The sequence below is a fragment of the Vibrio sinensis genome (assembly GCF_003605645.1).
In the GTDB taxonomy this organism is placed as follows: Bacteria; Pseudomonadota; Gammaproteobacteria; order Enterobacterales; family Vibrionaceae; genus Vibrio; species Vibrio sinensis.
The window spans coordinates 1-14408 of record NZ_QVMU01000006.1 but is presented as its reverse complement, the minus strand read 5'-3'; the positions used below and the strand labels follow the sequence as shown (position 1 = coordinate 14408).

General features: G+C 41.9%; 12 protein-coding genes. 4 read left to right on the top strand and 8 right to left on the bottom strand.

Annotation, left to right across the window (positions count from 1 at the left end; genetic code table 11):
- Positions 1-198 precede the first annotated feature (198 nt).
- The 6 genes from DZ860_RS08670 to DZ860_RS08645 all read right to left on the bottom strand — a co-directional run bounded on the left by DZ860_RS08670 (position 199) and on the right by DZ860_RS08645 (position 8089).
- Entirely contained in the window at positions 199-699 is a 501-nt protein-coding gene (locus DZ860_RS08670; protein WP_120030544.1) for a YfbU family protein, read from the bottom strand.
- A gap of 118 nt (positions 700-817) precedes the next feature.
- Complete coding sequence (locus DZ860_RS08665; protein ID WP_120030543.1) at positions 818-1477, bottom strand: energy-coupling factor ABC transporter permease; 660 nt, start codon at positions 1475-1477, stop codon at positions 818-820.
- Positions 1478-1544: 67 nt separating this feature from the next.
- Positions 1545-2285 (bottom strand): pyruvate formate lyase 1-activating protein, encoded by a 741-nt coding sequence (gene pflA / locus DZ860_RS08660; protein ID WP_120030542.1) that lies wholly within the window; start codon positions 2283-2285, stop codon positions 1545-1547.
- Positions 2286-2472: 187 nt separating this feature from the next.
- Entirely contained in the window at positions 2473-3453 is a 981-nt protein-coding gene (locus DZ860_RS08655; RefSeq protein ID WP_120030541.1) for a lipid A deacylase LpxR family protein, read from the bottom strand.
- 501 nt (positions 3454-3954) lie between these two features.
- Positions 3955-6231, bottom strand: coding sequence for a formate C-acetyltransferase (gene pflB / locus DZ860_RS08650; RefSeq protein WP_120030540.1), 2277 nt, complete (start codon positions 6229-6231; stop codon positions 3955-3957).
- A 310-nt stretch (positions 6232-6541) separates the two neighbouring features.
- Complete coding sequence (locus DZ860_RS08645; protein WP_120030539.1) at positions 6542-8089, bottom strand: DUF3360 family protein; 1548 nt, start codon at positions 8087-8089, stop codon at positions 6542-6544.
- A 641-nt stretch (positions 8090-8730) separates the two neighbouring features.
- On the opposite strand from DZ860_RS08645, the gene DZ860_RS08640 reads away from it, so the two are divergent.
- The 4 genes from DZ860_RS08640 (at position 8731) to DZ860_RS08625 (ending at position 11892) form a co-directional block, all read left to right on the top strand.
- Positions 8731-9501 (top strand): ABC transporter ATP-binding protein, encoded by a 771-nt coding sequence (locus tag DZ860_RS08640; RefSeq protein ID WP_120030538.1) that lies wholly within the window; start codon positions 8731-8733, stop codon positions 9499-9501.
- Between the two features lie 110 nt (positions 9502-9611).
- Positions 9612-10379: an ABC transporter substrate-binding protein gene (locus DZ860_RS08635; protein ID WP_165862872.1), complete on the top strand. Its 768-nt coding sequence runs from the start codon at positions 9612-9614 to the stop codon at positions 10377-10379.
- A 91-nt stretch (positions 10380-10470) separates the two neighbouring features.
- Positions 10471-11211, top strand: coding sequence for an ABC transporter permease (locus tag DZ860_RS08630; protein WP_120030536.1), 741 nt, complete (start codon positions 10471-10473; stop codon positions 11209-11211).
- 3 nt (positions 11212-11214) lie between these two features.
- Positions 11215-11892, top strand: a complete 678-nt coding sequence (locus tag DZ860_RS08625; RefSeq protein ID WP_120030535.1) for an ABC transporter permease — start codon at positions 11215-11217, stop codon at positions 11890-11892.
- An 86-nt stretch (positions 11893-11978) separates the two neighbouring features.
- On the opposite strand, the gene DZ860_RS08620 is transcribed toward DZ860_RS08625, so the two are convergent.
- Both DZ860_RS08620 and DZ860_RS08615 read right to left on the bottom strand, forming a co-directional pair.
- A complete protein-coding gene (locus DZ860_RS08620; protein WP_120030534.1) occupies positions 11979-13661 on the bottom strand; it encodes an aspartate:alanine antiporter in 1683 nt (560 codons plus the stop codon).
- Positions 13662-13850: 189 nt separating this feature from the next.
- Complete coding sequence (locus tag DZ860_RS08615) at positions 13851-14114, bottom strand: GrxA family glutaredoxin (protein WP_120030533.1); 264 nt, start codon at positions 14112-14114, stop codon at positions 13851-13853.
- Positions 14115-14408: the final 294 nt, after the last annotated feature.

Below are 14408 nucleotides of genomic sequence, written 5' to 3'. Positions count from 1 at the left end.
ACGTCGGTATATAGCGAAAAATGGTATGTATTTACTCAAAGATGAGAAGATAGCGCTGAACTTGTCAATATCAATTAACGTGATGAACAACTAAGTTTGGAATGAATATGACGTGAGGTGAAATAAAAAACCTCGCAACAGGGTGCGAGGTTTAAAAAAGACTAGGATCTGGATGTATTTTATTCAGTTCACAGTAAGTTATGCGTTAAAAATCTGTTTTAGTTCATTAGCACAGAGATGGTATTGGCGTGGACATTTACGCCATGTTGCTAGCATACGGCGGTATTTTTCCAACATAGGCATTTGAGCATCAAAGTGGTGATCGCCTTTGTCAAATTGAGGGTATAGGCCCTCAGAATCGACAAGGAAACGTACATAATGAACGTACTGACATTCTGCTCCGCAATCAAAACCAAGGAACTGTAAACGGCGCTGGTCGACATTTTTCTGTTCATGCTCTTCCAGCATTTTGTTCGACTCTTGCATCGCGTGATACATTTCCATGATGTCGATAATTTCGCGGCATTCTTGTTCTTCGATGCAACCGAAATCGCGGTTTAGTTCTCGCATTTGCAAAACATAACCACGTTCAACAATCTTTTGTAAACGTTTGTATTTCTCAGAGTTTTCAGGATCCATCTGAGACATCAAGTAGTACTGATTCGATAGGATCAAACGTTGAGCGTTTGTCATTTCCATGGTGACCTCACTATAAGAATATCTAATACATTTTTAATGTGCTTAGGTTATCGTTTCCCTGACATTTGAAATATGATCTGACCCCATATTAATTACGAAAATGAAAAGAAATTGACCGCTATTTTTTATGATAATGGTTATAAATGTAGTCTCGGTCTGAAAAGCTACGTAGCCATTCGGGTTTAAACACGCATAGCATTGCGACAGACATTCCATTGAGCAAACCCTCGGGAAAAGCGAGAAGTGGCGTAAAGACAAAATAGTTATCTACGATGGTTTTCCAGTCATATGCATCAGTCAACCAATAGTAACCACTATTGATGATTAGATGGAGGCAACCGGTAATAGCGCCATTGAAAAAACCAGCGACAAAGATATAAATAAATATGTTTCTAGGTAAGAAACGGTAGCTCGCGAGAAAGATCAATTGACTGATTAATATAGGAATGAGTCCTGAGAAGACGAGTTGTTGAGCTAATTGATCTAAGGCAAGCTGCTGGATAACAACAAGGCTAATGGAAACGAAGATCGCAAGTAAGAAAGCGACATGGGGGCCATGCATTAGAGTGACGGTTGTTAGAGCAAGAAAATGGATAGAAAGCCCAGTTTTTACTCCTGCATCAGTAGACCAAAGGATAAAGAGCGCAAATAATGTGGCGTAGATGAGATGCTGGAAGTTACGTTCTTGTTTGAATTTGGGCCAGAAAATCGATGAGACATCCTTATAACCGACGAATAGGCCAACTATAACGAGCAACCATAGAAACAGTGTATCCATTTATCTTGTACCAAAAAAAATACCAACGTGAGGTTGGTATTTTTTACGAAAATGCAACTAAATGATATTAGTATTTAACATTCGGGTGATATTGCTCAAGAATTGATACGATCTTATCCATTGTTTCTTTTGGTGGAGGGTTCACACCATCAAGTGGGTAAGTTAGACCCATCGCTTCCCATTTATGAGCACCAAGCTTATGGTAAGGCAGTAATTCGATCTTTTCGATGTTATCCATGTCTTTAATGAATTCACCCAGCATATGCGCTGCTTCTTCATCGTCGGTGTATCCAGGAACAATGACATAACGAATCCAAGTCTTCTTACCAATTTTATGTAAGTAACGAGCAAAATCCAAAACACGACGGTTAGAAACACCAATAAAATCTTGGTGGATTTCGTCTTTCATGTGTTTAAGGTCAAGCATAACCAAGTCAGAAGCTTCTAATACTTCATCAACCACATCTGTGTGCTTACGAATATAGCCGTTGGTATCAAGACAAGTGTGAATCCCCTCAGCTTGAGCCGCTCTAAATAAGTCACGAACAAATTCTGGTTGAAGCATTGCTTCGCCACCAGAACAGGTAATGCCGCCGCCCGAAGCTTTCATAAAATGACGGTAGCTTTTTGCTTCTTGAATGATTTCGTCAACAGTGACAGTTTTACCGTCATGAGTATCCCAAGTATCGCGGTTATGACAGTACATACAGCGCATTAAGCAACCCTGTAGAAATACGATAAAACGGATTCCAGGGCCATCGACAGTACCACATGATTCAAATGAATGAATACGACCAGTTGTTGACATGACTTCATCTCTAATTAGTTATTTGTCGTCATTTTATTACAAAAAGTAAGGATTATATAGGGCTTGAAGCGTAACAATGCCACTATTTCACAAGGGGCAGAGGGGGAAAAGTAAAGAGGTGGGAACGATTATCAATTGGAAGAAATTGGACGAGAGCATCGGCAATGGATGTTCTCGTCGTACGTACTTAGAAAAAAGCAAATAGAGATAATCCACCGGTTCCGTAGATGTCAGTTTGCGCTTCTTTATAATCCGGCGTTTTCATTGTGGTCGTTAAGCTAGCACCAAAAGATTGGTTATACCAAGCGACACCAAGAACAGCTGTTGCTTGCCAATTTTCTAACGTAACAGGGTAGTTTTCTGGCTGTTCGATGCCGGGTCTATCTCCTTCAATAGTGATATCATTGAATCGATAACGCCCTTCAAGACCACCAAAAACAAACCAACCTGAGTTTGATGCTCCAAGCATGCTCGGTCTAAAAGGGACCTCGTTGTCAATGTTAGCTGCGCCCATATTCCCTGCAAGATCAGTACCCCATCTGAACATCAGTCCCGTCGACAGATCACTACGAAAATTACCAGCGTTTACTTCAGAGACATTGGATATTTCGAAATCAGAGTTAGCGATAGAACGAACACGACTCAAATTGAAATGGCTGAGGTAACCGACGCTACCAACAACCTTGTTGCCAATTTGATAGTCCCAACCTTGTGGATCATCTGAACCAGTAATCCCATGCACTATGTCTTGTGCTTTGTCAGCTAGTGAGTTTTCACCTGTGGTACCAATGGTGAAATTGAAGCGCTGTGCTTGCTGAGGATTTAAACTGATGTAATTAAATTCTGAATGTAAGAAGCCAGCGTAAGGGCGGTCGTTAGTCAAAGGTTGATCGGCTTCGATGTCACTAGGAGTGTACATCTTATGTCCGAGAGTGATTTCGAACTTATCGAGAGATGATGCCCCCCAATAAGAAAGACTTAATGGTTTGGTTAACCAGTTAGGTTCTATAGCGCTTGATGCATAAGAGAGAAATAAACCGTTGGTATAATCTTGATCAACGCCAAATATTCCATCGTTATCGAGAGAGAAAGTGACAGTAGAGCGATCGGACGCAAAAGCGGTTGAAGAAACCAGCAAACAGAGCGAGTAGAGATACTTCGATTTCAATATGATTGCCTCAGCTGATGTTTTTGGTTTTATTTATAACTTTAGTGTAATAAACCAATAGGATGCGATGAATTAGTGAAATTTATCATATTGCACCAGTGACTAATAAGAAAGGGCTAATCAAGAAACTCTACGGGTAGAAATCTTATTTGGTGGGATGGAGCAAAGAAATGACAAACAACCAAGAATAGGAGGCGTTTAAACGGTCACGAGTATTGAAACTAAAGGGGAAACGTGGATGTGTTTTTTAGGATGCTATTATACCAATCAGCATAAGTCTTTGATCATTCTTGCTGATTAAAATCGCTGATAACGTTGTTGCAGATTTTGTAATTAGAATAACTAGTTAGCGGCAATCTGCGCCTAGTTCTAAGCGATTTTCCTTGCGCAATTTTCTGGCCACTTACTTATCCTGATTGGTATTACTTGTTTTTAGCCAAGACAGAAGCATAAAAAAAGCCCCGCTAAAAAGCGGGGCTTCATCAATCATTCAACCGAGAATTATAGAGACTCAGTGAAAGTACGTGCGATTACGTCAGCTTGTTGCTCTGCAGTTAGAGAGTTAAAGCGAACAGCGTAACCAGATACACGGATTGTTAGCTGAGGGTAGTTCTCAGGGTGCTTAACTGCGTCTTCTAGAGTTTCACGGTTAAGAACGTTCACGTTTAGGTGTTGACCACCTTCAATGCCAGCTTCGTGGTGGAAGTAACCATCCATTAGGCCTGCAAGGTTAGCACGTTGAGAGTTCTCTTCTTTACCTAGTGCGTTTGGCACGATAGAGAAAGTGTAAGAGATACCATCTTGAGCGTCAGCAAACGGTAGTTTACCTACAGAAGTTAGTGATGCTACAGCACCTTTCTCGTCACGACCGTGCATTGGGTTTGCACCAGGAGCGAAAGGAGCGCCAGCACGACGACCGTCTGGAGTGTTACCAGTTTTCTTACCGTACACAACGTTAGAAGTGATAGTAAGGATAGACTGAGTTGGGATTGCATCACGGTACATCTTAAGTTTACGGATTTTGCCCATAAACGTAGAAACAAGTTCACATGCGATGTCATCAACGCGAGCGTCGTTGTTACCGAATTTAGGGTAATCGCCTTCGATTTCGAAGTCGATTGCAATGCCATCTTCGTCACGAACTGGTTTAACAGTTGCGTATTTGATTGCAGATAGAGAGTCAGCTGCAACAGATAGACCTGCGATACCACATGCCATTGTACGACGAACGTCACGGTCATGAAGAGCCATTAGAGACGCTTCGTAGCTGTATTTGTCGTGCATGTAGTGGATGCTGTTTAGTGCAGTCACGTATTGCTTAGCTAGCCAATCCATGAAGTGATCTAGACGATCCATTACTTTATCGTAATCAAGAACAGCGTCAGTCATTGGTGCTTCTTTAGGACCAACTTGCATTTTTAGCTTCTCATCAACGCCGCCGTTGATTGCGTAAAGCATAGTTTTAGCAAGGTTAGCACGAGCGCCGAAGAACTGCATTTGCTTACCAACGATCATTGGAGATACACAACATGCGATTGCGTAGTCGTCAGATTGTAGGTCAGGACGCATTAGATCATCGTTTTCGTACTGGATAGAAGAAGTATCGATAGATACTTTAGCACAGAAACGTTTGAAGCCGTCAGGTAGCTGCTCAGACCAAAGTACAGTGATGTTTGGCTCTGGAGAAGGACCCATTGTGTATAGGCTGTTTAGGAAACGGAAGTTTGTACGTGTAACTAGTGTACGACCGTCGATGCCCATACCACCCATTGATTCTGTAGCCCAGATTGGGTCGCCAGAGAACAACTCATCGTACTCAGGAGTACGTAGGAAACGAACCATACGTAGCTTCATTACGAAGTGGTCGATCATTTCTTGAGCTTGTTCTTCAGTGATTTTACCAGCTTCTAGGTCACGTTGGATGAAGATGTCTAGGAAAGTCGAAGTACGACCTAGAGACATAGCTGCACCGTTTTGTGATTTAACAGCAGCTAGGTAGCCGAAGTAAGTCCACTGGATAGCTTCTTGAGCAGTTTGAGCTGGCTCAGAGATATCGAAACCGTATTTAGCTGCCATCACTTTGATTTGGCCTAGTGCGCGGTGTTGCTCAGCAATTTCTTCACGAAGTTGCATAGTCGCAGTTAGGTCTTCACCGTTTTCAAAACGCTCTTGAAGAGAAGTGAATTGAGCAAGCTTATCCTTCATTAGGAAGTTGATACCGTATAGTGCAACACGACGGTAGTCACCGATGATACGACCACGGCCGTATGCATCTGGAAGACCAGTCAGTACACCAGACTTACGACAAGCTAGGATATCAGGAGTGTAGATATCGAAAACGCCAGCGTTGTGAGTTTTACGGTATTCTGAGTAGATTTTTGAAATCATAGGGTCAAGAGTTTCACCGTATGCTTTGCAAGAACCTTCAACCATACGTACACCACCGTTAGGGATGATTGCACGTTTTAGCGGTTTTTCAGTTTGTAGACCAACGATTGTTTCAAGGTCTTTTTCGATGTAGCCTGCATCGTGAGCAGTAATGGTAGAAATAACGGCAGTATCGAAATCAAGAGGTGCTTTAGTTGCGTTCTCAATTTTGATACCTTCCATTACTTTAGCCCAAAGCGCGTTAGTCGCTTCAGTGCCTTCAGAAACTAGGAAAGATTCGTCGCCTTCATATGGGGCGTAGTTCTTCTGAATGAAATCACGAACGTTTACTTCGTTTTGCCAATCACCTGCAGCAAAACCTTCCCAAGCTTTAGCAAATTGCTCTGCCATGACATACCTACCTTTTTAGTAGAAAAAACACGTACTGGTTTCGCTGTAAGGCCAGCTATCCCGTTAATTGGGAACAGTACACTCTTAATGAATAACAATATGTATAGTGTCAACTCGCGGTGCTGACCATGATCTTACGTCATAAAACTATAAATATTGTCACTACCTTTTATATGGACTCTCTGATTTATGTTTTCAAGCATACACTAAAAAAAAATTGTAAACATTAAACTAAATCAATAAATGATAAAAAATTCTAATAAAAATTGGGTAGTGACAAGCACTACCCAATTTTTGAACTAATCGAGGCTTATAGCCAAGCTTTTAGACCGTATTGCTGTTCAAGCATACCAACCGCTAGCATTGCTACTAAACAGATGATGAACACACCCACAGGGATGATGATCTTGTCAGCAAAAGATAGACGAGAAGCACGTTCTTTGTCACCGATCAAACCGTTGTTGTCTAGGAACATTGTTAGTGCCCAAGCAAGAACTGGGTTGGTTACGATAGAAGCAAAGATACAGATACCAGCCGCTTGAGAATCTTTAGAATCACGTACCATTTGCATACCCGCTTCAAGTAGAGGTAGAGATACACCTACTAGAAGAGCAACACGCATTACTGGTGGCCATACAGCGATATCCATTGGGAAACCAAGGATTGCAATGATCATCACTAATAGGCCAAGCAAGATTGCGCCGCCAGGGATAGGGCGTTTAGCAATCGCTGCAGGGATCATGTAAGTACCCCACGATGAAGTGATGTTACCACCACCCACCGCAGTACCAACCATTTGACGGATAGAACACATAGTCATAGTGTCATCTACGTCCATTAGTACTTTTTCAGTCTTTTTAGGGTAGTTCAGTTCTTGGAAGATACGGTGACCAAGGAAATCTGGTGACCACATAGCAACAGCAAGAATTGCGAAAGGTAGAGATGCGATGAAGTGTTCTACGTTTGGTAGACCAAGCATCCAACCTTCTTCAGTGCTACCCCACCAGTAAACAGGGTTAAGGTTTGGTAGACCAGTCTCTGTTACAAATTTGATGTCAAAGCCTGCGCCAAGGATTAACGCTACAATTAAGCCAGTAAACGCACAAACTGGAATTGCTAACCAGCGCATGTTTACTTTTGCAAGGAATGCGTAGATACCGATAGTGATACCAAGCACGATCAAACCTACGTAACCCATGCTGCCTGCTTCAACCGTTGCTGATTGAAGGCCAACAGACCATTGTTGGATAGATTCGATTTGGCTCATCGTACCGGTTAAACCTAAGAAGATAAGCAAGCCACCGGCTGTGCCTTCCGAGGTGAGGTTCACCAGTTTCGATCCACCTTTTAGGAAACTCAGGATAAGACCGAAGATACCAATCAAAATTGCCAATGCAAGAGGGTGTGCACCGGCAAGAGCGATCGTACCGATAAGAGGGATCATTGGACCGTGGTTACCCGCAAGGTTCGCTTTTGGGTTAATAAAACCAGACGCAAGTACACAGAACAAAAACGCAGGGATAAGCATTTCTACACGAGCAACCTCGATGGCAAATTCTTTGCCAAGGTTTACGTGATCCCATGCAGCAGTTAGGCCTTCAGCCCATGACATCATTACCGCAGAGTACATTGCGATGATGCCGATTGTGCCTGCAAGTGCTGGAACTAAATCTTCTAACTCAAAACGGAAATCACGACCTGGAAGGTTTAGCTTAAAACGGCGTGGTTTCATGATTTGAAGTTCATGATCTAGGTAATCTGAACGACTTGCAAACTCAGAAGCTGGACGGTGCAGCTCTTGGTAGCTCTTGTTCTCGATATCCGAATCAGAGTGCGGCTTATTGACAGCGTCTGACATAGATTCCTCATATTATTAAAGTAAGTAGTTTGAAAAAGCCGTTATTAATTATTGTGTATCAACAGCTTGGTTAAATATGGCTGAGCATCCTGCTATTAGGTCCTTAGTGACCATCGCATTCTCGTCGAATGAGATACATCTTTTAGCCAGAATGTATAAAAAGTAGTGAGCCTTTTATCATTCGGGCGAGTTTAACGTGCTAACCCCAAAGAGTGATTGATTTAGATCACCTTATGAAAGATTGTGAAAGTAAACTACGCAGATTGGTTAAAATTTCGCTAACATAATTCTGCTCACTGTAAATAGCTTTCAAAATGTGACTGAGTTCGTGATTTGGTTACTATTTTACATTGCAAACACCGCATTTTGTCTTTTTTGGGACGCTATAGCATTTTTCGTGCGTTTGTTAACATTATCGTAATTTCCTGAATGTGAGTGAAAGTTGACTTATTCGATTAAATAAGATTTTTACGCTGTTTATTGAATTTTTAAGCATATAAACTGGTTACATACCCACAAAATGCAGGTTAATAATTTGTTGCATCTTAGTCGCTTGGGTGCTAGTTTGTTAGCAAATGTGGGAGGAACTCACATCGTCAGCCACTCTAGAGCTGGTTAAAAAATACAGGGAGTCGCAGCGCATGAATGATGTATCCGCGCTAAATATTAAAGATTTGCATAAGACCTTTGGACAAAATGAAGTTTTGAAAGGAATTTCGTTAGAAGCTCATAAAGGAGATGTTATTTCAATTATTGGCTCATCCGGTTCAGGAAAGAGCACTTTTCTACGATGTGTTAACCTTCTCGAAACCCCAACCGCGGGTGAAATTTGGGTCAATGGTGAATTGATCCAAATGAAAAACAACCGTGCTGGTGAGTCTGTACCGGCCAATGAAAAACAAGTCCAGCGCATTCGTTCGCGCCTCGCGATGGTATTTCAAGGATTTAACCTATGGTCTCACATGACAGTATTAGAAAATGTCATTGAAGCACCTATTCATGTTCTTGGGGTCCCGAAAACACAAGCCATTGAAAATGCCGAGTTGATCTTAAAAAAAGTCGGTCTCTATGAACGTAAAGATTACTATCCCGGTCATCTTTCCGGCGGTCAGCAACAACGTGCAGCAATCGCGCGTGCGCTTGCCGTTGATCCAGAAGTAATGCTGTTTGATGAACCGACTTCAGCCCTTGACCCAGAACTCGTTGGTGAAGTTTTAGGGGTTATGCGTGATCTTGCTGATGAGGGAAGAACCATGCTGGTAGTCACTCATGAAATGGCTTTCGCTCGTGACGTTTCAAATCATGTCATGTTTTTGCATCAAGGATTGGTGGAAGAACAAGGGAATCCAAACAAATTGTTTACGAGTCCAGATTCAGAACGTCTACAGCAGTTTATATCATCTATTTATTAAGCATCGATTTGTCTAAACATCTATGTGTTACGGTTTGATTTAGACAGTTTAGTTAAACGAAAACACAACAACATAAACAAATAAGAAAATACAATCACAGGAGTATGGAAATGAAAAAGTGGTTAGTCGTTGCAGCACTTGCTGCTACCGCAGCAACAGGTATGGCTCAAGCGAAAGAATGGAAGACGGTTCGCTTCGGTATTGAAGGCGCATATCCTCCTTTTAGTTGGACAGAGGCAGATGGTTCTCTAAAAGGGTTTGATGTTGATATGGCCAATGCACTTTGTGAAGAAATGCAAGTGAAGTGTAAAATTGTTGCTCAAGATTGGGATGGTATCATTCCATCTCTATTAGCGCGTAAATATGATGCAATCATCGCCGCCATGTCTATCACTGAAGATCGCAAGAAAAAAGTCGATTTCACTGGTAAATACGCACTGATTCCAAACAAATTCATCACTAAAAAAGACGCGAACTTAGACTTCACTAGCCTTGATGGTGTAAAAGTTGGCGTTCAGCGCGCAACAACTCACGATAAATACCTTTCTGATAATTACGATAAAGTAGAGATTGTCCGTTATGGTTCGTTTGACGAAGCGTATCTTGACCTTGCGAATGGTCGTATTGCTGCGGTTTTAGGTGACGCTTCTGCACTAGAAGAAGGCGTGTTAAATAAAGCCGGTGGTGAGGCCTATGAATTCGCTGGTCCATCGTTGACGGATGCACAATGGTTTGGTGATGGTTTTGGTATTGCCGTTCGTAAACAAGATAAAGACCTTACAGCAAAACTTGATGCAGCTATTTTGTCATTGCGTGAGAAAGGTATTTATCAAGATATCGCAGGTAAATACTTCAACTATGATGTATATGGCGAGTAATCGATAAAAGCCATTCGGCTATTGGTTTCGTTCCGAGATGTAGCCAATAGCCGAGCAAAACTCTTTGAGTCTAGGGATCAGGAACTCACCTATGCTGAATTTACATGGATATGAAGTCTCAATCTTAAAAGGGGCTTTGGTAACAATTGAAGTTGCTTTACTGTCACTCATTTTAGCGATGGTTTTAGGTATGCTTGGAGCGTTGGCTAAGTTGGCACCTTATCGTTGGGCAAGAGCTATCGCAACACTATACACCACAGTTATACGTGGCATTCCAGACTTAGTTTTGATGATGCTGATTTTTTTTGGCGGTCAAATTCTCCTCAATAATACACTCTATTCAGTGAATGAATTCATTAATGAGTGGTTCACCTCTAGCGACCCAAACCACGAGTGGACGGCTTATTTACCCGATTACATTGATGTTAGCCCTTTTATAGCAGGTGTACTGACGATTGGATTTATCTTTGGCGCTTATATGGCAGAAACATTCCGTGGCGCGATCATGGCTGTGGATAGTGGTGAATTAGAGGCTGCAAAGGCATATGGTATGAGCTCGATACTCGCATTTCGTCGTATCTTATTACCGCAAATGATTCGCCATGCGTTACCCGGTTTTGGTAATAACTGGTTAGTACTTCTGAAAACGACCGCTTTGGTTTCTATTATTGGTTTGGAAGATATGGTGCGTGTGAGCTCACTTGCGGCAGGATCGACAAAAATGCCATTCACATTTTATATGTCAGTCGCCATTATCTTCTTATTGTTTACCAGCGTATCAACAGGTCTATTGAAGCTAGTTGAACGCAAATTCAGTATACATGTGAGGTAGACAATGGATATTTCTTTGATTTTAGAAAGCCTTCCCGTCTACTTGGAAGGCTTATGGACAACGGTTTGGCTCGTCGGTTTGGCTTTGATATTGGGCCTTGCTATCGCGATACCATTAGCTATTGCTCGTAATAGTAAAAATTATTTTATTAATGGCCCTAGTTGGGCGTTTATCTACTTTTTCCGCGGTACGCCATTATTGATTCAGCTGTACCTCATTTATTACGGTATGGATCAGTTTTTTCCAGTAAAAGGGACGTTATGGGAAAATGCGTGGTTCTGTGCTTTAGTAGCCTTTGTTTTAAACACTTCCTCTTATACGGCAGAGATACTGCGTGGTGCGATCAACGGTTTACCGAAAGGTGAAATTGAAGCCGCCAAAGCGTATGGAATGAGTACTGCAAAAACCTATCGCCGGATCATTCTTCCAAGTGCATTGCGTAGAGCTTTACCAGCGTACAGTAACGAAGTCATTTTCATGCTGCACGGTAGTGCAGTTGCAGGGATTGTGACTATTATCGATTTGACCGGGGCGGCTCGTTTAGTTAACTCGCGTTACTACGCACCGTTTGAATCGTTTTTGACAGCAGGGCTGTTTTATATGGCGCTTACGTTCATCATATTGTGGTGCTTCAAGTTAGCGGAAAAACGTTTCTTAGCTTATTTGAAACCTTTGAGTTAACGCCTGGTTCAGGATGGGTGCATTCAAGAAAATCAAAAAAGGCTTCCAGTTGGAAGCCTTTTTGTTTTTATGGGAATATCGATTACTTAGGTAATTAAAATGATAAATGTACCTGCTAACGTCATCAAAATATTAGCAATAGCATACGTACCGGCATAACCTAATGCAGGAATCGTTGATTTAGCATAATCGTTGACAACATCCATCGCTGGAGCACAAGTTCGGGCTCCAACAATGGCGCCAAATAGCAATGCTCGGTTCATCTTCAATACGTAAGCACCAACTAAATAGGCGATAACAACCGGAACAACACTGACTAAGAAAGCAAGGCCAATTACCTTAGGGCCAACTTGGGTTAAGTGTTCGAACATTTTTCCGCCAGCGCTTAAACCAATGCCAACCATAAAGAACATCAGACCGAGATCTTTCACCATGTTGAGTGCTCCTTGCGGGACGTATCCAAACGTAGGGTGATTGGCTCGTAAGAAACCTAAAGTGATACCGGAAAGTAACAAGCCAACCGCATTACCTAAGCCAAAAGAAACTTGACCAAAGGTCATTGTAATCAGGCCAAATAACACGCCAAGAATAAAGAAACTACAGAACGCGAGTAGATCGGCTATCTGGCTGTTTACCGAGATAAAACCGATGGTTTCTGCTAAACCGTGAACTCGGCTTTTCTCACCACTGACTTGTAACACGTCACCCTTTGCGAGGACGATATCCAAATCCATAGGCATTTCAATTTGCGATCTCACTACGCGGTTAAGGAAACAGCCGTATTCAGATAAATTCAGGTCAGATAATCGCTTTCCTGAAATTACATCACTTTTAACAACAATCTCTTCTTCTACAATGCGTAAGTCGAGTAGATTTCGGTCAAATACTTCTTTTCCATTGCGAAAACTTGGGTCCAATCGTGCGTGACTATCTGGAAATCCAACCAAAGCAATTTCATCGCCTTCTTGTAAAATAGCATCACCATCAGGGTGGGCTAGAATCCCATTACGACGAATTCGCTCAATATAGCAACCAGTTTGGCGATAAATGCCAAGCTCACGCAGGTTTTTGCCATCGATCCAGTTGATCAGCTCTTGCCCAACGCGATACGCGCGAATGATAGGTAAGTAAACTTTACGTTGGCCTGTATTGCCAATGCCGCGTTCTTGGGCAATTTTCTGCGCAGAATCTGACAAATTCTCTTTCTGTAACTTTGGCAGTAATTTGGCAAACATAATCATGCTGATTAAGCCAATGAGATACGCCATCGCATAACCGACAGAAAGGTTCTCCATTACTTGAGCAATATCGAAATCTTGCGGAGCAGAGACAAGGCCCGAGTTTAATGCATCTTGAGCACCAACCAGCACTGGCGTTGAGGTTAACGCACCCGCCATCATCCCGGCAGACAGACCAAAATCAAGCCCTAGTAGCTTAGTACCAAAATGAGTAATTAATAACGCGGTACCTAATACGATCGCACTGAGAATAAAGTAGTGTTTGCCGTCTCTAAAGAAGATGCCAAAAAAGTTTGGCCCAGCTTCGATACCGACACAGTAAATAAACAGCATAAAGCCAATGGTCAGGGCTTCTGCGTTAAAAGCAAAACCTAAGTGTCCCATCACCAGAGCGGTGATAAGAACGCCAATCGAATTGCCAAGTTGCAGATTTCCAAAGCGAATTTTTCCAATGCCTAAGCCAATGGCGAGCACTACGAAAATGAGTAGGATAGGGTTTTGGTCTAGCAATAGTACAACGTCAATATTCACGAAAAAGTCTTGAGTACGGCTGATGGGGAGAATTTGTGTGCGGATTGTATCTGAATACAATAAAAAGGTAAGTGAATTTTTTTATTGCTGGCTATTAGTTTCTTCAAGAAGAACGGCGTTCTGTAGGTTTTGCGGCTAAATAGAAAAAGCCGCTAATTTAGCGGCTTTTAAGCATATTGGATATGCGATCTAGTCGAATAGACCTAGGTGCTCTTTCGCGTATGCTTCGAAGTCATCACAGCCACCAATGTGCTCTTGGTCGATGAAGATTTGTGGCACAGTTTCTACTGGTTTACCGACTGTTTTCTCAAGGTCAGCTTTTGAAATGCCTTCTGCGTGAATATCAACATAACGATAGTTAAAATCATCACGTTTTTGTTTTAGTGTCTCAGCGTATTCTTTTGCACGAACACAGTAAGGACATGCAGGACGACCGAAAATAACGACGAACATAAACTCTCTCCTTTATTTTATTATCTGCAACTATGCACGAATAAATTTGGAAAATAAAGCGAGATTTGCCTGTTAATCTGATAGGTAAAATCTATTGAACAAATTGTAAACATCACAACCTGAAATCCTCGCATTTATCCTCAATTAAGGACAGGCACTGAGGGATCCCCACAAACTTAAATCCTAAGCTCTTGAGCCAACTGTATTTTTTGGCAGAAGGTATTTATAGTTCTTCGCCAAGATGACATTGTTATAACTAGATATTTGTTTTTTAATACTCGTTTCCCAAGGGTG